Raw genomic sequence first — 22933 nt, 5'->3', positions numbered from 1 at the left:
GCCTACCCCGCGAACCTGAGCAGGCCCTTGCCCAGCAGGTCGTGCAGGTGGACCATGCCCACCAGCCGGTGCTCCCCGTCCACGATGGGCACCACGGTGATGGCCTTGGCCTCCATGAGGTCCAGCACCTGGGCCGCCGAGGCCTCGAGGGTCATGCTCGCCGGGTCGGGGGTCATCAGCCCGGCCACGGGTGCCTGGGGCTCGGCCCCGCCGCGCAGCAGGATACGCCGCACGTCGCCGTCGGACACGAAGCCCGTGAGCCGCCCGCCCCCGCCGGTGACGGCCAGGGCGCCCAGGCCGCCCTCGTGCAGCCGGGCCAGGGCCTGGGCCCAGGTGGCGCCCTGGTCCACGGCGGGCACGTCGCCGGTGTGCATCAGGTCGGCCACGCGCATGGCCAGCCGCTGGCCCAGGGCGCCGCCGGGATGGCAACGCCTGAAGGCCTCGGCGTCGAAGGAGTTCCATTCGATGAGGCACACGGCCAGGGCGTCGCCCAGGGCCAGGGCGGCTGTGGTGCTGGCCGTGGGCGCCAGCCCCAGGGGGCAGGCCTCGCGGGGCACCCCGGCGTCGATGACCACCTCGGCCAGGCGGCCCATGGTGGACTCGCGCCGCCCGGTCAGGGCGATGATGCGCACCCCGCTGGCCTTGAGGGTCGGCAGGATGGCGTTCAGTTCATCGGTTTCCCCGCTGTTGGAGATGGCCAGGGCCACGTCCTCGGGGCGCAGCATGCCCAGGTCGCCGTGGGCGCCCTCCACGGGGTGCAGGAAAAAGGCGGGCGTGCCCGTGCTGGACAGGGTCGCCGCGATCTTGCGGCCCACGAGGCCGGACTTGCCGATGCCCGTGACCACCACGCGGCCCCGGCATCCGGCCAGCATCTCCAGGGCGCGCACGAAGTCCGCGTCCAGCGCGTCGCGGACCCGGGCCAGCCCGCAGGCCTCGATGTCGAGCACCTCGCGGGCCATGGCCAGCCAGTCGCGTTCACAGGCCTTGGATTGCACTGCGCCTCCTCCTTACCAGCTCAGGGCCCGGTCCTTCTCCAGGCACATCTTGCCCGTGCCCGCGCAGGGCTCCACGGGATATTCGCCGTTGAAGCAGGCCAGGCAGAAGTTGCCCGGCTGCTCCACCGAGGCCAGCAGGCCTTCGATGGACAGGTAATGCAGGCTGTCCAGCCCGATGTAGCGCGCGATGTCCTCCACGGCGTTGTTGGCCGCGATGAGCTCGCCCTTGCTGGAGAAGTCGATGCCGTAGAAACACGGGGAGATGATCGCCGGGCAGGACACGCGCATGTGGATTTCGCGCGCGCCCAGCTCGCGCAGCTTCTTGACCCGCGTGCGGATGGTCGTGCCGCGCACGATGGAATCCTCGACCACCACGATGCGCTTGCCCTCGACCATGCTGCGCACGGGGTTGAGCTTCATGCGCGTGGAGAAGTCGCGCATGTCCTGCGAGGGCTGGATGAAGGTCCGGCCCACGTAGTGGTTGCGGATCATGCAGTGCTCGTAGGGCAGGCCGGACTGCTGGGCGTAGCCCACGCAGGCGTAGACCCCCGAGTCCGGAAAGGGCATGACCAGATCGGCGTCCACGGGCGCCTCGCGGGCCAGGGCCATGCCCATGGCCTTGCGGCGCTGGTAGACGTTCTGCCCGAAAACGTAGGAATCGGGCCGCGCGAAATAGATCAGCTCGAAAATGCACTGGCTGACGGCGGTGGGCTCGGCGTAGCGCGTGCTGCGCAGGGCGCCGTTCTCGATGACCAGCATCTCGCCCGGGGCCACGGGCCGCAGGTACTCGGCCTCCAGCAGGTCGAAGGCGCAGGTCTCGCTGGCCAGGACGTGGGCGTCGCCCAGGCGGCCCAGGGCCAGGGGCCGGAAGCCGTTCGGGTCCTTGAGGGCGATGAGCTTGTCGCCCGCCAGGATGAGCAGACTGAACGAGCCGCGCACCGTGCGGCAGGCCGCGCCCACGGCCGCTTCCACGTCCATGCCCTCGACCATCATGTTCCGCGCGATGAGGTGCACGATGACTTCGGAGTCCATGGTGGTCTGGAAAATGGTGCCGTGCTTTTCCAGTTCCTCGCGCAATTCCAGGGCGTTGACGAGGTTGCCGTTGTGGGCGATGGCCAGTTGCTGGTTGCCGAAGCGGACCAGCAGCGGCTGGGCGTTGCGGATAAGCGAGGCGCCGGTGGTCGAGTAGCGGATGTGGCCCACGGCCACCTCGCCCTTGAGTTCCTTGCCCAGGTGGCGCTCGCTGAAGACCTCGGCCACCAGGCCCATGCCCTTCTGCTCGCGGATGCCCGTGCCGTCCCAGGTGACGATGCCCGCGCTCTCCTGGCCGCGGTGCTGCTGGGCGAACAGGCCGAAATAGGTCATCCGGGCGGCTTCGGGGTGGTTGGCGATGCCGAACAGGCCGCAGTATTCACGTTTCATTTTTTTGCCGGTGCTGTGTGTTCTCGGGTGCGGGCGCCGGGGCCTCAGGCGTAGTATTCCTGGAGGCTCTTCACGTCCGTGCCGCTGGCGCGGCTTTCCTTGATGGCCTGGGCCATGGCCTTGGCCCCGGCCAGGGTCGTCGTATAGGGCACGTTGTAGAGCAACGTGGTCTGGCGGATGGCCGAGGAGTCATGCACCGTCTTCTTGCCCGAGGCGGTGTTGATCACCAGGTCGATCTCGCCGTTCTTGATGCGGTCCACGATGTTGGGGCGGCCTTCGTAGACCTTGAACACGAATTCGCTGGGCACGCCGTGCCCGGCCAGGAACTCGCCGGTGCCCCGCGTGGCGACCACGGTGAAGCCCAATTCGTGGAAGGTCCGCGCCGCCTCGGCCATGGCCGGTTTGTCGCGGTCGTTGACGGAGATGAACACCCGCCCGGACTGGGGCAGGCGCTGCCCGGCGCCGAGCTGGGCCTTGAGGAACGCCTTGCCGAAGCTGGCGTCCACGCCCATGACCTCGCCGGTGGACTTCATCTCCGGGCCGAGGAGCACGTCCACCCCCGGGAAGCGGTTGAAGGGGAACACCGATTCCTTGACGGACACATGCCCGCCCCGGCGCATGGACCAGGGGTCCAGGTCGCGCACGCGCGCGCCGAGCATGACCTTGGTGGCCAGCTTGGGCAGGGGCACGCCCGTGGCCTTGGAGACGAACGGCGCCGTGCGCGAGGCCCGGGGGTTGACCTCCAGGATGTAGATCTCCCCGTCCTTCACGGCGAACTGGATGTTCATCAGCCCGACCACGCCCAGCTCCAGGGCCAGGGCCACGGTCTGGCGCTCGATCTCGGCCACGGTGACCGGGCTCAGGGTGTGCGGCGGGATGACGCAGGCCGAGTCGCCGGAGTGGATGCCGGCCTCCTCGATGTGCTCCATGATCCCGGCGACGTACACATCGTGCCCGTCGGCCAGGGCGTCCACGTCCACCTCGATGGCGTTTTCCAGGAACTTGTCCACCAGGATGGGGTGCTCGGGAGCCACGGTGACCTCGTGGCGGAAGTAGGCCCGCAGGTCCTCCTCGCCGTAGACCACCTCCATGGCCCGCCCGCCCAGCACGTAGCTGGGGCGGACCACCACGGGGTAGCCGATGGTCCGCGCCACGGCCACGGCCTGCTCCACGCTCATGGCCGTGCCGTTTTCGGGCTGGCGCAGGGCGAGCTTTTGCAGCAGGGCCTGGAAGCGCTCGCGGTCCTCGGCGCGGTCGATGGAGTCCGGCGAGGTGCCCAGGATGCGCACCCCGGCGCGCAGCAGCGGCACGGCGAGGTTCAGCGGCGTCTGCCCGCCGAACTGGACCACCACGCCCTCGGGCTGCTCGAACTCGATGATGTTCAGCACGTCCTCGAGGGTCAGGGGCTCGAAATACAGGCGGTCGGAGGTGTCGTAGTCGGTGGAGACCGTCTCGGGGTTGGAGTTGACCATGATCGAGGTCACGCCCAGTTCCTTCAGGGCATAGGAGGCGTGGACGCAGCAGTAGTCGAACTCGATGCCCTGGCCGATGCGGTTGGGCCCGCCGCCGAGGATGACGACCTTGCGCCCGGGGTGGGCGGCGTTTTCGCGGCCGGTCTCGTAGGTGCTGTAGTAGTAAGGCGTGTAGGCCTCGAACTCGGCGGCGCAGGTGTCGACCAGATAGTAGGTCGGCAGGATGCCCATAGCCTGACGGATGCGCCGGATGTCCAGCTCGTCCTTCTTCCACAGGGCGGCGAGCTGACGGTCGGAGAAGCCGTGCTCCTTGGCGCGCAGCATGAGCGCCCTGCACTCGGGCGACGAGGCGCGGACCGAGCCGGACAGCGGGAAGGCCCGCAGTTCCTCCTCGACCTCCACCAGGGCGCGGATCTGGCGGATGAACCACGGGTCGATCATGGTCGCCTCGTGGATTTCGGCGTCGCTCAGGCCGCAGAGCATGGCGTAGCGCAGGTGGAAGATGCGCTTGGAGTTGGGCTTGCGCAGCCGGGCCATGATCTCGTCGCGCCCGGGGCAAGATTCACGCGCGAAGGTCCGGCCCAGGCCGGGCATGCCGATCTCCAGGGAGCGCAGGCCCTTTTGCAGCGATTCCTTGAAAGTCCGCCCGATGGACATGGCCTCGCCCACGCTCTTCATGGAGGTGGTCAGGTAGTCCTCGGTGCCGGGGAACTTCTCGAAGGTCAGGCGCGGAATCTTGGTCACCACGTAGTCGATGGTCGGCTCGAAGCTGGCCATGGTCTCGCGGGTGATGTCGTTGGGAATCTCGTCCAGGGTGTAGCCCACGGCGAGCTTGGCGGCGAGCTTGGCGATGGGGAAACCCGTGGCCTTGGAAGCCAGGGCCGAGGAGCGCGACACGCGCGGGTTCATCTCGATGACCACCATCTCGCCGTTTGCGGGGTTCACGGCGAACTGCACGTTGGACCCGCCGGTCTCCACGCCGATCTCGCGCATGATGGCCAGGGCGGCGTCGCGCATGGCCTGATATTCCACGTCGGTGAGCGTCTGGGCCGGGGCGACGGTGATGGAGTCGCCGGTGTGCACGCCCATGGGGTCCAGGTTCTCGATGGAGCAGATAATCACGCAGTTGTCGGCCCGGTCGCGCATGACCTCAAGCTCGAATTCCTTCCAGCCCAGCACCGAACGTTCGAGCATGACCTCGCTGGAGCGGCTGGCCGCAAGGCCCGTGGCCGCGATGGCTTCCAGCTCCTCCATGTTGTAGGCCACGCCGCCGCCCGTGCCGCCCATGGTGTAGGCCGGGCGGATGATGACCGGGAACGGGATGACCTCGGCGGTGGCGCGCACGTCGGCCATGGTCCGGCAGATGCGCGACTCGGGCACCTTGAGCCCGATGTTCTCCATGGCCGCGCGGAACAGCTCGCGCGACTCGGCCTTTTCGATGACCTCGCGCGAGGCGCCGATCATCTCCACGCCGTACTTTTCGAGCACGCCCATTTCGGCCACGGCCAGGGCGGTGTTCAGCGCGGTCTGCCCGCCCAGGGTGGGCAGCAGCGCGTCGGGGCGCTCCTTGGCGATGATGCGCGCCACGGTTTCGGGCTCGATGGGCTCGATGTAGGTGCGGTCGGCCAGCTCCGGGTCGGTCATGATCGTCGCCGGATTGGAGTTGACCAGGACCACCTCGTAGCCCTCTTCCTTCAGGGCCTTGAGAGCCTGGGTGCCGGAGTAGTCGAACTCGCAGGCCTGCCCGATGACGATGGGCCCGGAGCCGATGAGCATGATCTTCTTGAGGTCGGTGCGTTTGGGCATGTGGGTCGGTCGAGGGGTTCGGGTTGGTGACATGTGCCCGGAGCCGGACGCCGGGAAGGGGAACGGTGGCGCCGGCCTGGACGACGGGCCGGAGCCGGGGCGGTCGGGGGCCGGTGGCGTCCCCGGAAAAAGCACCCGGGTTTTATAGGTCAGGGCGGCGCCGGAGTAAAGGGGAAAAGGCCCGCCCCCCGGGCCCGGAAAGGCCGCGCCCGCCGGGGTTTCGCGGGCGGCCCGCACACTGCGCCGCCGGGCTCGGGAGGCCCGGGGCGCCTGGGCCACGGGAAGGGACAGGCACGGACGGCGCCCCCCTGCCAGGAGCCGCCCGCAGGCTCCGGGCAGGCAGGCGCGGCGCCCCGACGGGCCGCCCCAAAACGGTGGCCCGCAAAGTCCGCATTCCTTCAACGGCCCGCTAGGAAACCTTGCTGCCCGGGGCCACGGGTCCGCTGGCGGTGAGCAGCTCCATGCCGCCCTCGCGGCGCACGGCCAGGATCATGCCGTGGCTCGTCTTGCCGCGCAGGGGGCGCGGGGCGAGGTTGGCCACGACCACCACCTGACGGCCCGTGAGGTCCTCCCCCTGGAAGAATTCGCGCAACCCGGCCACCACCTGGCGCGGCGCCTCCTCGCCCAGGTCCACCTGAACCACGAAGAGCCGGTCGGCGTCCGGGTGCGGCTCGGCCGAGAGCACCGTGCCCACGCGCAGGTCGAGTTTCTGGAAGTCCGTAAAATCGATGACCCCGAGGGCGTCCTGTGCGACCGGAGCGGACGCCTTGGCGGCCTTGCCCTTGCCTTTGGCCTCCTTCGCCTCTTTGGCCTTGCCCTTGGCGGCGGGCTGGGGCGCGGGCTCCTCGCGGGGCAGGTCCACGCGCGGGAACAGGTTCGACCCGGCGGCCAGGGCCGTGCCGGGCTCGAGCCCGCCGAACTCCCGGACCTCGGCGTCCAGGTCCACCCGCGCGAGGTCGAAGCCGCCGCCGAGTTGGGCGGTCATGGCCTCGGCCGTGCCGGGCATCACCGGCCAGACGAACAGGGCCACCTTGCGCATGGATTCCAGCAGGGTATACATCACCCCCGCCAGTTCGTCCGTGCGCCCCTCCTTGAACAGAGCCCACGGCGCCGAGGCGTCCACGTACTTGTTCAACGCGCGCACCAGCTCCCACAGCGACTCCAGAGCCTGCCCGAACTCCAGGCGGCCGAACAGGGTCGTGTAGTTTTCCAGGGCGTTGCGCGCCAGCTCGCCCAGGGCGGGGTCCGCCGGGGCCGTGCGCGTGCCGGGGGCGGGCACCTGCCCGCCGAAGTACTTGTGGGTCATGGCCAGCACGCGCGAGAACAGGTTGCCCAGGTCGTTGGCGAGGTCCGCGTTGAGCCGCCCGACCAAAGCCTCCTCGGAGAACGAGGCGTCGCGGCCGAAGCGCATCTCGCGCAGCAGGAAATAGCGAAAGGCGTCCAGGCCGTAGCGGTCCTTGAGGGCCAGGGGTTCGACCACGTTGCCCAGGGATTTGGACATCTTGGTGTCCTTGACCAGCCAGTAGCCGTGGACATTCAGGTGCTGATACACCGGCAGCCCGGCGGCCTTGAGCATGGTCGGCCAGAACACGGCATGGGGCTTGAGGATGTCCTTGGCCACCATGTGGTCCGTGTGCTCCCAAAAGCGCGCGAACAGGTCGCCGTCCGGCCAGCCCAGGGCCGTGACGTAGTTGATGAGCGCGTCGAACCAGACGTAGGTCACGTAGTCGGAGTCGAAGGGCAACTCGATGCCCCAGGTCAGGCGCGTCTTGGGCCGCGAGATGCACAGGTCGTCCAGCACGCCCATGTCGAGCATGGACAGCACTTCGTTGCGGTAGCGCTCGGGACGGATGAAGTCCGGGTTGGCCAGGATGTGCTCCTTGAGCCAGCCCTGATACTTGGACATGCGGAAGAAATAGTTGGCCTCGCTGATCTTCGCGGGCGGCACCTTGTGGTCCGGGCAGCAGCCCTCGGCGTCCAGGTCCTTTTCGGTGAGAAACTGCTCGCAGCCGTAGCAGTACAGGCCCTCGTAGCTCTTCAGGTAGATGTCGCCCGCATCGTAGACCTGCTGCAGGATGGTCTGGACGACCTTCTTGTGGCGCGGCTCGGTGGTGCGGATGAAATCGTCGTTGGTGATGCCCAGCTCGGGCCACAGGTCGCGGAACTGCGCACTCACGGCGTCCACATACTGCTGGGGCGTGCTGCCCGCCTTTTCGGCGGCCTGCACGATCTTGTCGCCGTGCTCGTCGGTGCCGGTGAGAAAGAACGTCTCGTCGCCGCACAGGCGGTGAAACCGTGCCAGACTGTCGGCCACGATGGTCGTATAGGCATGCCCCAGGTGGGGCTTGGCGTTCACGTAATAGATGGGCGTGGTGATGAAGAAACGGCTCAAGATCGGTCCTCCTGTGGTGTCCGCTGCCGTGGTCTAATCGTTGGAATCGCCATCGGGGCGCGGCTTGCGCCGACGCCTGCGGCGCGAGGATTTGCCGCCGCCGGGGCGGGCCTCGCCGGGCGCGGCGCCCTCGGGGCGGGGCTCGCGGCGGGCCGGGGGGCCGGGCCGCTGCTGGCGCCGGGGCGCGCCGTCCGGGCCGGGGGCGGCGTCGGAGCCTTCGGGGCTGCCGGGCGCGGCGGAGGCCTCGGGGGCAACGTCGGCCCGGGCCGGGGTGGCCGGAGCAGGGGCCGCCGCATCGGGCACGGCGTCCCCGGCCGGAGTGCCGGAGCCCTCGGGGGCCGCCGGGGCCTCGTCGACGCGCGGGCCGCGCGGGCCGGGCGCCGCCCCGCGCGGGGCCGGGCGTCCGCCGCGACGCGTCGGGGCGGGCGGCGCGGGCTGGGGCTCGGGCCGGGGTATCTGCGGGTCGTAGCGCCGGGGGTTCAGAGCCTGCCATTCCTCAAGGGTCAGCTCGCGCTCCTCGCCCACCTCGGTGAACACGGTGATGCCGCCACGGAAGAAATTGGCCCGCAGCACCTTCATGAGCCCCTGGTCGGTGTCCATGCGTTTGCCGATCTTGGGGCACTGGCGGTAGAACTCGCGGTAGTTCTCCTCCTCGAAGGACAGACAGCAGAGCAGCCGCCCGCAGATGCCGGAAATCTTGGTCGGATTCAGGAACAGGTTCTGCTCCTTGGCCATCTTGATGGTCACCGGGGCGAACTTGCGCATGAAACGGCGGCAGCAGGCCACCTGCCCGCAGTTGCCCACCGCGCCGAGCATCTGCGTCTCGTGGCGCACGCCGATCTGGCGCAGCTCGATGCGCGTGCGGTAGTTGCGAACCAGGTCCTTGACCAGTTCGCGGAAGTCGATCCGCCCCGGGGCCGTGAAATAAAACACCATTTTGCTGTGGTCGAAGAAGACCTCCACGTCCACGAGCTTCATTTCCAGCTCGCGCTCGGCCACGCACTGGCGGCAGAAGCGGTATGCCTCGCGGGCCAGGGCCGTGTTCTCGGCCTCGGTGGTCAGGTCCTCCTCGGTGGCGAGGCGGAAGATGGGTTTCAGGTCCTGCGCGGGCACGTCCTCGGGCGGGGTCTCGCTCATGGTGACCACCGTGCCCAGGCCCATGCCCTGGTCGGTCTTGACGATGACCCGATCGCCGGAGGCGACCACGAAAGGACCGGAGTCGAAGTAATATATCTGACCGTAGTCGCTGAATTTCAGCCCTAGAACATGGCTCATATGGTGTCTCGCTGGAGTTCTCGGCGTCGGTGGAACGCACCTCTATAAAACAGTTCGGCCCGAACATCAAACGCCGGAGCCCGGGGCGGCCTGGGGCCCGGGCCGCCTCGGGCCGCGCGGGTTGACTTGCCGCCGCGCGGGGTTATCTTGACTGGTGCGGGCGCCGCCCGCAAAGGAGGCCCCATGTACACCGTCGTTCCCCTGCTCACCGGCGTGCGCAACCCGGACCAGGGCATCATGACCTACCAGCGCGACTACGGCAAACCCATCTGGCTGCCCATCTACGCCCTGCTCGTGCGCGGCAACGGGCACACCATCCTGGTGGACACCGGCCTGGACGAGGACGAAGTGATGGAGCCCGCCGGATTCCAGGAACAGACCGGGCTTTCGCCCCTGCCCCTGACCGAGGCCCTGGCCGAACACGGCGTGGCCCCCGAGGACGTGGACATCGTCATCAACACCCACCTGCACGACGACCACTGCGGCAACAACCGCCTGTTCCCCGGCGCGAAGCACTTCGCCCAGCGCAGGGAGCTGGAGTTCATGCACAACCCCCACCCGCTGGACCACCGCTACGACGAATACTTCACCGAGGGCATCGAATTCCAGGCGCTGGACGGCGACGCCGAACCCGTGCCGGGCATCCGCTGCCTGCTGACCCCCGGGCACACCCCGGGCTGCCAGACGGTGGTCATCCCCACCGCCTCGGGCGACGTGGCCCTGCCCGGGCAGTGCTGCAACGAAAAAAACTTCCCGGACAACGGCCCGGCCATCTGCCCCGGCGTGCACACCGACGCCCTGGCGGCCTACGACAGCATGCAGCGCATCAAGGCCCTGGACGCCGTGCTCCTGCCGACCCACGGGCTGACAGTGGCTTCCATGCGCTTCTAGCCGCCCTGCCGGTCCTGGTTCCGGGCGGCCGGACGAACGACGCCCCCGGCGCAGCGCTGCGCCGGGGGCGTCGTGCCTTTCCGCCCGGGCGGGCCGGGGCCCGGGAGGCCGCGCTCAGGCCCCGGCCTCGGGGGGCAGGCCCAGGTACTCCGCCGTCAGCCCCACCAGCCGGATGCCGCCGGCCTCGGCCAGGGCCACGCTCTCTTCCAGGTCGAAGAACACCGAGCGCCCGGCCTCGATGCCGATGCACGCGCCGCCCACGGCGGCCATGGCCCGCACCGTGCCGGGGCCCGCGGCGGGCAGGTCGATGCGCGCATCCTGCCCGGGTTTGAAGACCTTGCACAGCACGCAGCCCTTGCCCAGCAGCGACCCGGCGCGGGCGATGGCCGCGTCGGTGCCCTCGGGGCCCTCCACGGCGCCGACCACCCCCGAGCGGATGAGCAGGGATTGGCCGATGTCCATGCGGCCCAGGGTCTTGGCCATGGGCCAGGCCAGACGCAGGTCGTCCAGGTCGCTGTCGCGCGGGGGTTTGGCCGTCAGCGGCCCGACCGGGGTGGCCATGCCGGGCAGCAGATCCAGGGCGCTGGACAAAAGCAGCCCCTGGCGCTCCAGCTCCCCGGCCAGGGTGCTCAGGATGGCGTCGTCGCCCTTGCCCGCCAGACGCAGCAGCAGCTTGGCCGCCAGCCAGTCGGGGCGCAGGTCCATGGCCCGGGGTTTGTTGATGGTTCCGGCGAAGACCACGCGGGTCGCGCCCTGGTCCTTGAAGGTTCGCAGCAGGCGCGAGACCTGGCCCAGGTGCAGTTCCACGTAGGAGGCCGTTTCGGCGGCCAGGGCCGGGTCCGTATTGCCCGCAAAGCCCACGGCCACCACGCGGGCGCCCGCAGCGCGCCCGGCGCGGGCCACCAGGAAGGGGAACTGCCCGCCCCCGGCAATGAGCCCGATGACCTCCGCCACGCCCGCCGTCATGCCGCTTCCGCCGTCATGCCGGGCGGGCTATTCGCCGCGGTTCTGGCCGTTGCGCAGGCCGATGTCGCAGAGCATCCCGCGCTCGCTGGAGCGGATGAACTCCAGCAGCCGGGCCACCTCGGGGATGGCGCCCAGAGTCTCCTGGACCTCGGCCAGGGCCTCCTGGCGCTCCTTGCCCGCTCGCCAGATGAGCTTGTAGGCTTTTTTGAGGCCCGAGATGCCTTCGGAGGAAAAACCGTTCCGGCGCAGGCCGATGAGGTTCAGCCCGCGCAACTGCGCGCGCACCCCGGCGGCCATGATGAACGGCGGAACGTCCTGGCTTACGCCGGACATGCCGCCCACGAAGCCGAACTCGCCGACCCGCGCGAACTGGTGCACGCCGGACATGCCGCTGATGACCGCGTGGTGCCCCACGTCCACATGCCCGGCCAGCATCACGCCGTTGGCCATGATCACGTGGTCGCCGATGTGACAGTCGTGAGCCACGTGGGCGTAGGCCATGATCATGCAGCCCGAGCCGATGATGGTTTCGCCGCGCCCGGTCTCCGTGCCCCGGTGCAGGGTCACGAACTCGCGCACGATGTTGCCGTCGCCCATGGTCAGGCGCGTGGTGCCGCCGCGGTACTTGATGTCCTGCGGGTCGCCGCCGACGTAGGCGTAGGAATGGATCTGGTTGTTCCGGCCCATGGTGGTGTGGGCGTGGACTTGGCAGTAGGAGCCGATGGTCGTGCCCGCGCCGATGACGGTCTTGTCCTGAATCACGGAGAACGGACCGACGGTCACGTCCTCGCCGATCTCGGCCCCGGGGTGGACCACGGCGGTGCTGTGGATGGAAATGGCCACGTTATACGTCCTTGCGGTTGGCTATGGCTGCGGTCATGGTGCCCGAGGCGACGACCTTGCCGTCCACCAGGGCCTGCCCGCTCATCTTGACCACGGAGAGCTTGCGGCGCACGTCGTAGACCTGGAGGTCGAGCCGGTCGCCGGGCACCACCGGGGCGCGGAAGCGCACGTTGTCGATGCCCGCGAACAGGAAGACCCGGGTGCCGTCGCACAGGGCGGGGTCGCTCATGAGCGTCAGCAGCCCCCCGGTCTGGGCCAGGGCCTCGCAGATGAGCACCCCCGGCATCACCGGCAGGCCCGGGAAATGGCCCTGGAAGAACGGCTCGTTGAAGGTCACGTTCTTGTAGGCTTCCAGGCGCTCGCCGGGGGTGAAGGCCGTCACGCGGTCCACCATCAGGAAGGGGTAGCGGTGCGGCAGCAGGTTCAGGATCTCGCCGATCCGCACCGGGGTGGGCAGCTCACTCATGGGCGCTCTCCTTGCCCGGGGTCGGCGCCAGGGCCGCCAGGGCCTTTTCCAGTTGCCTGACCCGCTTGAACAGCTCGGGGATTTTCGGGGCCAGGGACAGGTTGCGCATGTAGGTGCCATACTCCATGGCCGGAATGCCGCCCATGCGCGCGCCCGGGGCGATGTCCGTGCGCACGCCGCAGATGGGCCCGACGACGGCGCCGTCGCCGATGCTCACATGGTCGGCGACGCCCGCCTGCCCGGCCATGAGCACGTCGCGGCCCACGGTGCAACTGCCCGCGATGCCCACCTGGGCGACGATGGTGCAGTTCTCGCCCAGCACGCAGTTGTGGGCCACCTGCACCAGGTTGTCGATCTTGGTGCCCGCGCCGATGACGGTCTTCTCGAGCATGGCGCGGTCGATGGTCGTGCAGGCGCCGATTTCCACGTCGTCCTCCACCACCACGATGCCCACCTGGGGAATCTTGTCGCGCCCGCCGCCCGCGCGCGGCACGTAGCCGAAGCCGTCGGCCCCGAGCACCGCCCCGGGGTGGACGATGACCCGGTCGCCCAGCACCGTGCGGGCCATGAGCGTCACGTTGGGGTACAGGGTGCAGTCGCGGCCGATGCGGCAGTCCTCGCCGACGTAGCAGCCGGGGAAGATGCGCGACCCGGGCCCGACCTCGGCCCCGGGGCCGACAAAGGCCAGGGGGAAGACCGTGGCCCCCTCGGCCACGCGGGCCTCGGGGTCAACGAAGGCCCGCTCGCTCACACCCGCGAAGCGCCCCTGCGGCGGGGAGAACATCTCAAGCAGCCGCGCGAAGTCCAGGGCCGGATTGGCGCTGACCAGCGCCGCGTCCACGCGGTCGGCGAACTCCTCGGTGCAGACCACGGCCCCGGCCCGGGTGGCCGCCAGCAGCGGGGCGTACTTGGCCGAGGTGATGAAGCTGACCTCGTCCGGGCCCGCCGTTTCCAGGGTGCCGACGCCCGAGACCTGCCGGTCCGATCCCCGGAGCGGCAGGCCCAGACGTTCGGCCAGAGCCGAAAGTGCAATCCTCATGAGCGCCTACTTCTTCTGGGCCTTCCAGGCCTTGTTGACCTCGGCGATGATGGCGTCGGTGATGTTGACCTTCTCGTCGGCAAAGAGCACGCCCGCGCTGTTGCCTTCGGCGATCAGGGCATAGCCGTTCTTCTGGCCGTAGGTCCGCACGGTTTCCAGGATCAGGGTGATGATCGGCGCGGAGAGCTCCTCTTCCTTGGCCCTGTACTTGCGCTGGAAGCTGGTCACCGAGGCCTGCAGCTCGCCGACGCGGCGCTTGAATTCCTCTTCCTTGTCCACCTTGGCGGACTGGGAGAGCACGAGGCTCTGGTTCTGCAGGTCGGCGCGCATTTTATCCAGCGCGGCCTTCTGGCTGTCCAGGTCCTCCTGGGTGGACTTGAAGGTCTCCTGAAGGGTGGCCCGGGCCTTCTGGCCGGGCTCGCACTCCTTGATGATCCGCGGCATGTCCACCACGGCCACGCCCCCCTGGGCGGCGGCGGTGGAAGCCAGAAGAAGCAGGCAGAAAACGGTCAGAAGCGTCTTGCGCATAGGTGTCCTCGCATTGTGTTTTCGCATTGTCGTTGTGGTTGCACGCACCATGCGGCCTAGAAGAACTGGCCGATGGTGAACTCAAGCTTGCCCTTGCTCCCCTGCTCGGGGATGGAATCCAGGGCGTAACCGTATTCCAGGCGCAGGGGCCCCAGGGCGGAGTACCAGCGGATGCCGACGCCCACGCTCTTCTTGGGGTCGAAATCCATGGCGTCCCCGTCGTCCCAGACCTGCCCGGCGTCGAAGAAGGTCACGCCCATGACGCCCATCTCCTCCAGGATCGGGAACAGATACTCAAGGTTGACGAAGGCCATCTTGTTGCCGCCGATGCGGTCGTCGGACTCGTCGTCGCGCGGGGAGATGTAGCGCTTCTTGTAGCCGCGCACGTTGTTGATGCCGCCCAGGTAGAAGCGCTCGTAGACCGGGATGTCCTTGCCGCCGAAGTTCTCCATCACATAGCCGAGCTGGCCGTGGAAATGGAAGATGTGATCGAGCCACAAGGGGCGGTAGTAGTTGTGGTCGCCGATGTATTTGATGTACTCGTCGTCGCCCAAAAGCGCGCCGCCCGCGTACTCCATGCTCAGGGAGGACTTCATGCCCCTGGAGGGGTTCAGGTAGCGGTCCAGGGTGTTGCGCACGATGTCGCCATAGACGGCGCTGACCCAGTTGCTGCCCTCGATGTCCAGAATCTCGTCGGCCGCGTCGTCCTCCACTTCGCTGATGGTGTAGCGCTCCAGGCGGTATTGGAGGTTGGTGTACGAGAAGCGGCCGATGGGGTGGCCGAAGCGCACCCGCCCGCCGGTGCTTACGCGGTCGTAGTCGTCGTAGTCGTCGTCGTAGTGGTAGAGGTCGCCGCCGACCATCCAGGGCGTGTCCTCGAAGTTCGGGTTGGTGAAGCTCAGGATGTAGCGCCGGTAGTCGCCGCCCCAGGCCCCTTCCAGGGAGCCCTGGTAGCCCTTGCCGAACAGGTTGTTCTCCTTGACCGAGGTCACGAAGTACACGCCCGAGGAGCTGGAATAGCCCGCGCCCGCGGACAACTCGCCCGTGGATTTTTCGCGGACCTTGACCTTCAGGTCCATGAGCCCGTCGTCGCCGGTGGGGATGGTCTCGATGTCGGCCTGATCGAAGTAGCCCAGGTTGTTCAGGTTACGCGTGGAATAGGCCAGATCCTCGCCGCTGAACAGGTCGCCGTCGGAGAGCAGCACCTTGCGGCGGATGACGTTGTCGCGGGTGCGGTCGTTGCCCTGGATGGTCACCCGGCGGATGTAGACCTTCTGGCCCTTGGACATCTGGAATTCGATGTCGGCGGTCAGCGTCTCGCGGTCGGGGCTCAGGGCGTAGTTGGCCTCGGCAAAGGCGTAGCCGTAGTTGGAATAATATTCGGACAGCGCCTGGGAGTCGCTGCGCAGCACCGAGCGGTCCAGGTACTCGCCCTCGGCGGCCAGGTCGTCGGTCTTGATGCGCTCGTCGAGCTTCTCGGCGGGTTCGAGCATGTCGCCCGTGTAGGTGACCTTGCCGACCTTGTAGCGGTCGCCTTCCTTCACCTCGAAGGTCACGTAGATGCCGTCGTCCTTGAACTCCACCTTGGGCTGGCCCACCTGGGCCTCGATGAAGCCGTGGTTGGCGTAGTAGGCCTCCAGGGCGGCGGCGTCGCGGGTCAGGTACTCTTCCTTGAGCACGCCCGAGCCGGTGATCCAGGAGAACATGCCCCGCTCGCCCAGGGCCAGTTCGTCGCGCAGGTCGTCGGGGTCCATCTGCTCGGCGCCGTTGATGGCGATTTCGCGGATGTAGAGCTTGTCGCCCTCCTCCACGTTGATGTTCAGCCGGGCCTGGCCCTCGTCGCTGGCGGCCACGTCGTAGGTCACCTGGGCCTTGTAGTAGCCTTCCTTGCGGTATTCTTCCTTGATCTTGCCCAGGTCGTCGGCCAGCACCTTGGGGTTCAGCACGGCGCCGGTCTTGGTGCTCATGAGCGCCAGCAGGTCGTCCTTGTCCAGGGCGTCGGTGCCCAGCACGTCGACCACGCTGATGCGCGGCTTCTCGTCCACGATGAAGGTGACCTTGACGCCCTCGGGCAGGTCGTCCACGCGCACCTGCACGTCGTCGAAGTAGCCCAGGTCGAAGACGTTCTTGAGCTCCTCGTTGACCAGCTTGGGGTCGTACAGCTCGCCCTTGCGCACGTGGCGCAGGCGCATGAGCACAACGTCCTTGTCCAGGAAGCGGTTGCCCTCCACGTCGATGGCCTCGACGCGCTCCTTGCTCATGAGCTCCAGGCGGATTTTCTCGGCCAGGTCCTCGATGGCGGGCACGGCGTTGATGAGCCCCTCCTTGACCACGAACAGCGGCTTGGGCTCCTTGACGCCCTGGGCCTCCACCAGCCGCACGTCCAGGCTGATGGTTTCGCCGAGCTGGTTGAAGCTGCCGTAAACGGCGTAGCGCGCGCCGCCCAGGCGGGCGAGGTCCTTGGCCGTGGCCAGGTCGAGATAGGCGACCTCGTTCTCGTCGAGCAGTTGATGCACGGCGTCCTGCGGCAGGATCTCGAAGCCGGCCTGGGCCAGCCGGTCGCCCAGAAGCTCCGGCAGGCTGTCCTTCAGGTAGTCCAGTTCGGGGTCGGCATTGACCTCGAAGGGCAGCACCAGGACGGTCACCTTGTCTGCCGTGCCCTGGGCGGCGGCGGGCCCGGCGGCCAGAACGACGGCCACCAGCGCCAGCAGCGCCATCAGGCGGTTAACGATCGTGCTCATACAGCTCCCCGGAACGCAGTTCCAATCTCCGGCCCATGCGGGCGGCCAGTTCGACGTTGTGGGTCACCACCACGAGGGTCATTCCCAGTTCCTTGTTCAGTTCGAAGAGCAGCGCGCCGATGCGCTCGCCGGTGGCCTCGTCGAGGTTGCCGGTGGGTTCGTCCGCCAGAAGCGCCTTGGGGCGCATCAGGATGGCCCTGGCGATGGCGGCGCGTTGGCGTTCGCCGCCGGACAGGGTGGTCACCTTGTGCGCGGCGCGTTGCCCCAGGGCCACGAGGTCCAGGGCCTCGGCCGCCCTGGCCGTGGCCTCGGCCCGGCCCAGCCCCGCGATGAGCCCGGGCATGGCGACGTTTTCAAGGGTGGAGAACTCGGGCAGCAGGTGATGAAACTGGAAGACGAAGCCCATCTCCCTGTTGCGCAGGTGGGCACGCTCGGGCTCGCCCATGCGGGCCACGTCGCGCCCCTCGAACAGCACCTTGCCGCCGGAAGGAACGTCCAGCCCGCCCAGCATGTGCAGCAGGGTGGACTTGCCCGCGCCCGAGGCTCCGAGCACGGCGACGCTCTCCCCCCGCTCCACCCGCAGGTCCAGGCCCTTCAGGATCATAAGGCTCCCTCCAGGTCCGGGGTACTCCTTACCAACACCCTGCAAATCATACAACGGGAAATTGCCGCTACTCATAGCGCAGGGCCTCGGCGGGCATCAGCCGCGCGGCCTGGCGCGCGGGGTAGATCGTGGCCAGGAAGCACAGCAGCATGGCCCCGACGCCGATGGCCGTCAGGTCCACCCAGTTGAGCAGCACGGGCAGGTAGTCCAGGGAGTAGATGCCCTTGGGCAGGCGGATGAACTGGTACTTCTTGAGCAGCAGGCACAGGGACAGGCCCAGGGTGAAGCCCAGCCCGGTGCCCATGGCGCCGATGAGCGTGCCCTGGAGCATGAAAATGCGCCGGATGCTGCGCCGCCGCGCGCCCATGGACATGAGGATGGCGATGTCGCGGGTCTTTTCCATGACCAGCATGACCAAGCTGGTGACGATGGAAAACGTGCCGACCAGGACGATCATGACCAGGATGACGGTGATGCCCGCCTTTTCCAGGGCCAGCGCCTCGTAGAGGCTGCGGTTCATCTCCTTCCAGTCGCGCACGTAGAGCGGGTAGCCGCCGATGCGCGCGGCCAGTTCGCGGCCCACGGCGTCGGCGCGGTCCACGTCGGCCACGCGCATCTCCACCCCGGTGACCAGATCGGAGGAGAAGCCCATCAGGCGCTGGGTTTCGGCCAGGGAGGCATAGGCCAGGGAGGAGTCGTACTCCCACATCCCGGTCTTGAACACACCGGCCACCCGCGCGGTGACGACCTCGGGGGTGAAGCCCGCCGCCGTGCTGCGGCCCGAGGGCGTGAGCACGTGGAGCAGGCTGCCCCGGCGCACGCCCAGGCGGTTGGCCAGCTCCAGGCCGACCAGGATGCCCGGGGGCCCTCCGGCCGGGCCGAAGCCGCCGTTCAGGTCCTCCAGCGAGCCCTCGACCATGTCGCGGCCCACGGAGAGCACGCTTCCGGCGCTGGCGGGGTCGATGCCGCGCAACACCACGCCCTTGCTGCCCTGGCGGGTGGAGACCATGACCTCGGCGTAGATGAACGGCGTTGCGCCCAGGACGCCCGGAACCTTCAGGGCCTCGTCGGCCAGGCCCTGGTAGTCCCTGATGCCCGCCTCCAGGCTGCCCACGATGAGGTGGGCGTTGACGCCCAGGATCTTGTCGCGCAGGTCCTTGCTCATGCCGTTCATGACGCCCAGAACCACGATGAGCGCGGCCACTCCGATGGCCACGCCCAGCACGGACATGAGCGAGATGACGGAGATGAAGGCCTGCTTGCGCCGCGCCAGCAGATACCGCAGGGCTATGAACGACTCGAAGCTCATGCGCTGGCGCCGCCCTCCGGTTTAAGGAGCGGAAAGAGGATGACCTCGCGGATGCTCGGCGAGTCGGTGAGCAGCATGACCAGCCGGTCGATGCCCACGCCCTGGCCCGCCGCCGGGGGCATGCCGTACTCGAGGGCGCGCACGTAGTCCTCGTCCATGGCGTGGGCCTCGGCGTCGCCCGCGGCCTTCTCGGCCACCTGGGCCTCGAAGCTCAGGCGCTGGTCCACGGGGTCGTTCAGCTCGGAGAACGCGTTGGCCATCTCGCGCCCGGCGATGAACAGCTCGTAGCGGTCGGACAGCTCGGGGTTCGCGTCGTTGCGCCGCGACAGGGGCGAGATGTCCGTGGGGTACATGTAGATGAAATGCGGCTGGATGAGCTTGGGCTCCACGAACAGGTCGAACAGCTTGGCCTGGACCTTGCCGAGCACCTCGCCCTTGAGCACCTTTTCGCCCTCGCGGCGCACCAGGGCGCAGGCCGCGTCGTAGTCGCGGTAGACCTCGGGGGCCACGCCGCCGATCTTTTCCAGGGCGTCGTGGAAGGTGATGCGCGTCCAGGCGCCGGGGGTCAGGTCGATCTCCTGCTCCTGGTAGGTCACGCGCGTGCCGCCGCACACGGCGCGGGCGATATGGGCAAACAGCTCCTCGGTGAGGTCCATCATGTCCTGGTAGGTCGCGTAGGCCCAGTAGAACTCGCACATGGTGAACTCGGGGTTGTGCCGTGTGCTGATGCCCTCGTTGCGGAAGTTGCGGTTGATCTCGTACACGCGCTCGAACCCGCCCACCAGCAGCCGCTTGAGATACAGCTCCGGGGCGATGCGCATGTAGAGCTTCATGTCCAGGGCGTTGTGGTGCGTCTCGAAGGGCCGGGCCGTGGCGCCGCCGGGGATGGGCTGCATCATGGGCGTTTCCACTTCCATGAAGCCGCGCTCGTTCAAAAAATTGCGGAACTCGCGGACCACCGTCGTGCGCTTGACGAAAATCTCCTTGGTCCGCTCGGTGACGATGAGATCCACGTAGCGCTGGCGGTAGCGGGTCTCCAGGTCCTTCAGGCCGTGATACTTCTCGGGCAGCGGACGCATGGACTTGGTGATCAGGCGCACCTCGCGCGCGGCGATGGTCAGCTCGCCGGTCTTGGTGCGGAACACGGTGCCCGCGATGCCCACGATGTCGCCCAGGTCCAGCTTCTTGAACAGGCCGTAGGCCTCGGCGCCCATGTCGTCGCGCGCCACGTAGACCTGCATCCGGCCCGAGGCGTCCTGAAGGTGGAAAAAGGCCACCTTGCCGAAGGAACGCAGCGAGACGATGCGCCCGGCCAGATGGATTTCGTCGCACGCGGCTTCCAGGCCCGCGTCGTCCAGGGGCTCGCAGCGCGCCAGCACGTCCGCCACGTGGTCGCGTTGGCGGAAGTCGTTGGGGAACAGGGGCACGCCCTCGTCGAGCAGGGTGCAGGCTTTGCCCACCCGGTTTTTGAGCACCTCGTTCAGTTCTTTCTTGTCGTCCAGCGCGCGCAGCAGGGGCTGGAAACGCTCCACGAACGGGGACTTCACCGGCAGCTTGATGGTCTTGTGCTGGGGCTGGTTGCCGTGCTTGGTCAAGGTCGATTCTCCCTGGGGAAACTGGCGGTGCCTGAGAACCCCGTAGCCTTAGTCGCATTGGGCTCAGGCGTCAAGACGCGCCTGTTCGGCCCTCCCCCCGCCCGGCATGACGGGGATTTCGCCCGGCGCAAAATTTTCCCCTTGACCTCGGGCGGCTTTGCTCCTAATAGGTGTCTCCCGCCGGGGCGCGCTTCCCGGCGCCACGTTCCCCAGTAGCTCAATCGGCAGAGCGGGTGACTGTTAATCACTAGGTTCGCGGTTCAAGTCCGTGCTGGGGAGCCACGAAAGACAAGGGCTGATGCGGCAAAACGCCACATCAGCCCTTTTTCGTGCCCTGTCGGAATCCACCGGAATCGACCAGTTCCGTGCGCAGCCTGCACACTGTTTGCGCACAGCCGGCAAAGGCGTCTCCCCCTGCTCCGCCCGCTCCTGGGCGCGGGGCCGGTCCACGCCCTTTCCCGGCGCTACACCAGCCCCGCGCCCAGGGCCAGGGCGATGACCAGCAGCAGGACGCCGGTGAGGGTCTGCACGGCGGCCATGGTCACCTTGTGCAGGAAGCGCCGGGCCAGGAGCACCCCGGCGAAGGCCGCCAGGGTTCCGGCCAGGACCAGGGGCCACTGCCCGGCGGCCAGGGCCGTGCTTCCCGGCCCGGCCAGCAGCGCGCCGTAGACCGTCAGCCGCGCCAGGTCCACCAGCAGGCCGATCACCGCGTTGGTGCCCACGAAGGCCTCGGTGGACACGCCGACCTTGACCAGGAAGGCCGAGCGCAGGGCGCCCTGGTGCCCGGAGAAGCCGCCGAAAAAACCCGACAGCAGCCCGCCGAGCACAAGCCAGCGCCGCGCAAAACGTACCCGCCGCAGGCGCGGCAGCAGTTCCAGCAGGGCAAAGACGGTCATGAGCCCGGCCATGGCCAGCTTAAGCGGCGTGACCACCGCCTCGCGGCCGAAGGCCTCGTAGCGCGCCAGCGCCCCGAAATGAGCCACCCAGCCCAGGGCCGCCGCCCCGGCAAAGGCCGCCAGCACGGCGGGCACCCCGAAGCGCAGCACCAGGTCGCGGTCGGCCAACCGGCCGACCAGGGCGGCCTTGAAGGCGTTGTTGGCGCCGTGAACCACCGCCGTGGCGGCCACGGCGGCCTCCACGGGCAAGAACAGGGTGAATACGGGCAGCAGCAGCGTGCCCAGGCCGAAGCCCGAATACAGGGTCAGCCCGGCGGCGCCCAAGGCGGCCAGACCGACGGTGAGGATGGCGGTCATGAAGGCTCCTTTCGGCCCCGGGAATCCGGGGCGGTGCGGGTTGCGGCGACGCCGGGCGCCCGGTTTCCCGGGCGGGCCGGAGCAGCCGGGGCAACCGGACATGGAGGGGCGGATGCGTCAGCCGGGGAAGCCGGGCCGCCAGATCCGGAGCTCGGGCCGGGCGCCGCGGCGCCCCGCTCCCCGTGCTCCGGCTCCGACCCGACGCCCCCGCCCGCCTCGGCCCGCAATTCGGCCACCTGGCGCAGGGCGGCGGCCAGGACCTCGCGGCCCCGGGCCGTGGCGCGCAGGGGCCGCCGGGCCTTGGGGCCCGCCCCCTGCGCGCCCTCGCAGCGCAGCCAGCCCAGGCGCTCCATGCGGTGCAACAGCGGGTAGAGCGTCCCGGGGCTGACCTCGTAGCCGTGGCGGCGCAATTCCTGGAGCATCCACCGCCCCACCACCGGCCCCTCGGCGGCGTGGTGCAGGATATGCACCTTCCAAAGCCCAAGCAGGATTTCCCGTTGCAGGGCCTTGCTGTCCGTGGCGTCCATGTCCCTTTGTTTCCTCCTCCGGCCAAGTCTTCTTATTACGATAACCGTAATACGTGACGGGATCATGTCAAATTCCGAAGCGTTCCGCCGGAATCCCGCCCACTCCCGTCTTCTTTTCCGCGCACACCGACGCCGTGTCGGCGGCCCGTTTTTTTCCGGGGGGCCGGGGCTGCCCCGCTCCCCGTGCCCCGGCTCCGACCTGTCGCGCCGCCCCGCAGCGGCCCGGTCCATCGAAGCACGGCACCGCCGCGCTGGTTCCGGCCTGCGCCGAACCTGCCCGGCTCCGCCCCCGGGGCCACGCCGCCACCCGGACCCCACGCCGTGCATCGGCTTCCCGCAGCGGCCTGCCACTCCGCGCCCGGTCCTGTCCGCAACGCCCCTTGACGCGCGCGGGGATAGCAGTTAAGTATCCGCGCGAGGACTTAATCAATGCGCCCGATCATGCTCCACGCGCCTCACGCGGCGCGGATGTTCAAGATTCTTGCGGTGGAAACGCGCCTGCGGCTGCTGGAGTTGCTGCGCGGGCGGACCCTGTGCGTCAACGCCCTGGCCGCCAACCTGGGCATCACCCCCGCCGCGGTCTCGCAGCATCTGCGCGTGTTGCGCGACGCCGACCTCGTGCGCGCCGAAAAGCGCGGCTACCACGTCCATTATCAATTGAACGAACGCACCCTGGCCGCCTGGGCCCGAACGACCGCCGCGCTGCTGGCGCCCACGCCGGAAGCGGAGCCCGCACCCGGCCCTGCCCCCGCCCCGCAGGGGCGCCCCGACCCAGGCCGCGCCTCCTAGCCCCCGCCCGCCGGACACCG

18 protein-coding genes and 1 tRNA gene are annotated in these 22933 nt (G+C 68.7%); 3 read left to right on the top strand and 16 right to left on the bottom strand.

From position 1 onward, the window contains the following. Positions 1-2: 2 nt before the first annotated feature. From ACZ5KV_RS13255 to ACZ5KV_RS13235, 5 genes are all read right to left on the bottom strand, one after another. On the bottom strand, positions 3-959 hold the full coding sequence (locus ACZ5KV_RS13255) for a KpsF/GutQ family sugar-phosphate isomerase (protein WP_464241841.1): 957 nt from the start codon (positions 957-959) through the stop codon (positions 3-5). Positions 960-1007: 48 nt separating this feature from the next. Further along, the gene (purF, locus tag ACZ5KV_RS13250; protein WP_464239782.1) at positions 1008-2417 is read right to left on the bottom strand and encodes an amidophosphoribosyltransferase; all 1410 of its coding nucleotides are present in this window, start codon (positions 2415-2417) and stop codon (positions 1008-1010) included. A gap of 44 nt (positions 2418-2461) precedes the next feature. Then, positions 2462-5695: a carbamoyl-phosphate synthase large subunit gene (gene carB, locus ACZ5KV_RS13245; RefSeq protein WP_464239781.1), complete on the bottom strand. Its 3234-nt coding sequence runs from the start codon at positions 5693-5695 to the stop codon at positions 2462-2464. A gap of 409 nt (positions 5696-6104) precedes the next feature. After that, positions 6105-8087 carry a methionine--tRNA ligase gene (gene metG / locus ACZ5KV_RS13240; protein WP_464239780.1) on the bottom strand — a complete coding sequence of 661 codons (1983 nt, stop codon included), beginning with the start codon at positions 8085-8087 and terminating at the stop codon, positions 6105-6107. Positions 8088-8120: 33 nt separating this feature from the next. Further along, on the bottom strand, positions 8121-9362 hold the full coding sequence (locus ACZ5KV_RS13235) for a PSP1 domain-containing protein (RefSeq protein ID WP_464239779.1): 1242 nt from the start codon (positions 9360-9362) through the stop codon (positions 8121-8123). A gap of 183 nt (positions 9363-9545) precedes the next feature. Here ACZ5KV_RS13235 and ACZ5KV_RS13230 point away from each other — a divergent pair, with 183 nt between their 5' ends. Then, complete coding sequence (locus tag ACZ5KV_RS13230) at positions 9546-10253, top strand: N-acyl homoserine lactonase family protein (RefSeq protein WP_464239778.1); 708 nt, start codon at positions 9546-9548, stop codon at positions 10251-10253. A gap of 114 nt (positions 10254-10367) precedes the next feature. On the opposite strand, the gene ACZ5KV_RS13225 is transcribed toward ACZ5KV_RS13230, so the two are convergent. The 9 genes from ACZ5KV_RS13225 to lysS are packed head-to-tail and all read right to left on the bottom strand — an operon-like array spanning position 10368 to position 20344. Further along, positions 10368-11219, bottom strand: coding sequence for an LpxI family protein (locus tag ACZ5KV_RS13225; RefSeq protein WP_464239777.1), 852 nt, complete (start codon positions 11217-11219; stop codon positions 10368-10370). 27 nt (positions 11220-11246) lie between these two features. After that, positions 11247-12062: an acyl-ACP--UDP-N-acetylglucosamine O-acyltransferase gene (gene lpxA / locus ACZ5KV_RS13220; protein ID WP_464239776.1), complete on the bottom strand. Its 816-nt coding sequence runs from the start codon at positions 12060-12062 to the stop codon at positions 11247-11249. 1 nt (position 12063) lies between these two features. Next, the gene (fabZ, locus tag ACZ5KV_RS13215; RefSeq protein ID WP_464239775.1) at positions 12064-12528 is read right to left on the bottom strand and encodes a 3-hydroxyacyl-ACP dehydratase FabZ; all 465 of its coding nucleotides are present in this window, start codon (positions 12526-12528) and stop codon (positions 12064-12066) included. Continuing rightward, positions 12521-13567, bottom strand: coding sequence for a UDP-3-O-(3-hydroxymyristoyl)glucosamine N-acyltransferase (gene lpxD / locus ACZ5KV_RS13210; protein WP_464239774.1), 1047 nt, complete (start codon positions 13565-13567; stop codon positions 12521-12523). The genes fabZ and lpxD overlap by 8 nt, the downstream gene beginning before the upstream one ends. Before the next feature lie 6 nt (positions 13568-13573). Next, the gene (locus tag ACZ5KV_RS13205; protein WP_464239773.1) at positions 13574-14095 is read right to left on the bottom strand and encodes an OmpH/Skp family outer membrane protein; all 522 of its coding nucleotides are present in this window, start codon (positions 14093-14095) and stop codon (positions 13574-13576) included. Positions 14096-14151: 56 nt separating this feature from the next. Beyond that, the gene (bamA, locus tag ACZ5KV_RS13200) at positions 14152-16836 is read right to left on the bottom strand and encodes an outer membrane protein assembly factor BamA (protein ID WP_464239772.1); all 2685 of its coding nucleotides are present in this window, start codon (positions 16834-16836) and stop codon (positions 14152-14154) included. Further along, complete coding sequence (locus tag ACZ5KV_RS13195; RefSeq protein ID WP_464239771.1) at positions 16820-17515, bottom strand: ABC transporter ATP-binding protein; 696 nt, start codon at positions 17513-17515, stop codon at positions 16820-16822. Before ACZ5KV_RS13195 ends, bamA begins: the two co-directional genes overlap by 17 nt. Continuing rightward, the gene (locus ACZ5KV_RS13190; RefSeq protein WP_464239770.1) at positions 17508-18749 is read right to left on the bottom strand and encodes a lipoprotein-releasing ABC transporter permease subunit; all 1242 of its coding nucleotides are present in this window, start codon (positions 18747-18749) and stop codon (positions 17508-17510) included. Before ACZ5KV_RS13190 ends, ACZ5KV_RS13195 begins: the two co-directional genes overlap by 8 nt. Further along, on the bottom strand, positions 18746-20344 hold the full coding sequence (gene lysS / locus ACZ5KV_RS13185) for a lysine--tRNA ligase (protein ID WP_464239769.1): 1599 nt from the start codon (positions 20342-20344) through the stop codon (positions 18746-18748). The genes ACZ5KV_RS13190 and lysS overlap by 4 nt, the downstream gene beginning before the upstream one ends. Positions 20345-20550: 206 nt before the next feature. Between lysS and ACZ5KV_RS13180 the strand changes: the two genes are divergently transcribed. Beyond that, positions 20551-20626: transfer RNA gene (locus ACZ5KV_RS13180), tRNA-Asn, on the top strand. Positions 20627-20808: 182 nt separating this feature from the next. On the opposite strand, the gene ACZ5KV_RS13175 is transcribed toward ACZ5KV_RS13180, so the two are convergent. Further along, positions 20809-21597: a TSUP family transporter gene (locus ACZ5KV_RS13175; RefSeq protein WP_464239768.1), complete on the bottom strand. Its 789-nt coding sequence runs from the start codon at positions 21595-21597 to the stop codon at positions 20809-20811. After that, entirely contained in the window at positions 21594-22124 is a 531-nt protein-coding gene (locus ACZ5KV_RS13170) for a PadR family transcriptional regulator (RefSeq protein WP_464239767.1), read from the bottom strand. Before ACZ5KV_RS13170 ends, ACZ5KV_RS13175 begins: the two co-directional genes overlap by 4 nt. Before the next feature lie 429 nt (positions 22125-22553). Here ACZ5KV_RS13170 and ACZ5KV_RS13165 point away from each other — a divergent pair, with 429 nt between their 5' ends. Then, positions 22554-22913 (top strand): helix-turn-helix domain-containing protein, encoded by a 360-nt coding sequence (locus tag ACZ5KV_RS13165; protein ID WP_464239766.1) that lies wholly within the window; start codon positions 22554-22556, stop codon positions 22911-22913. The last annotated feature ends 20 nt before the right edge of the window (positions 22914-22933 follow it).

It is taken from the genome of Desulfocurvus thunnarius (genome assembly GCF_055390965.1).
The sequence above is the reverse complement of the archived record's forward strand: the minus strand, read 5'-3'. Positions and strand labels throughout refer to the sequence as shown.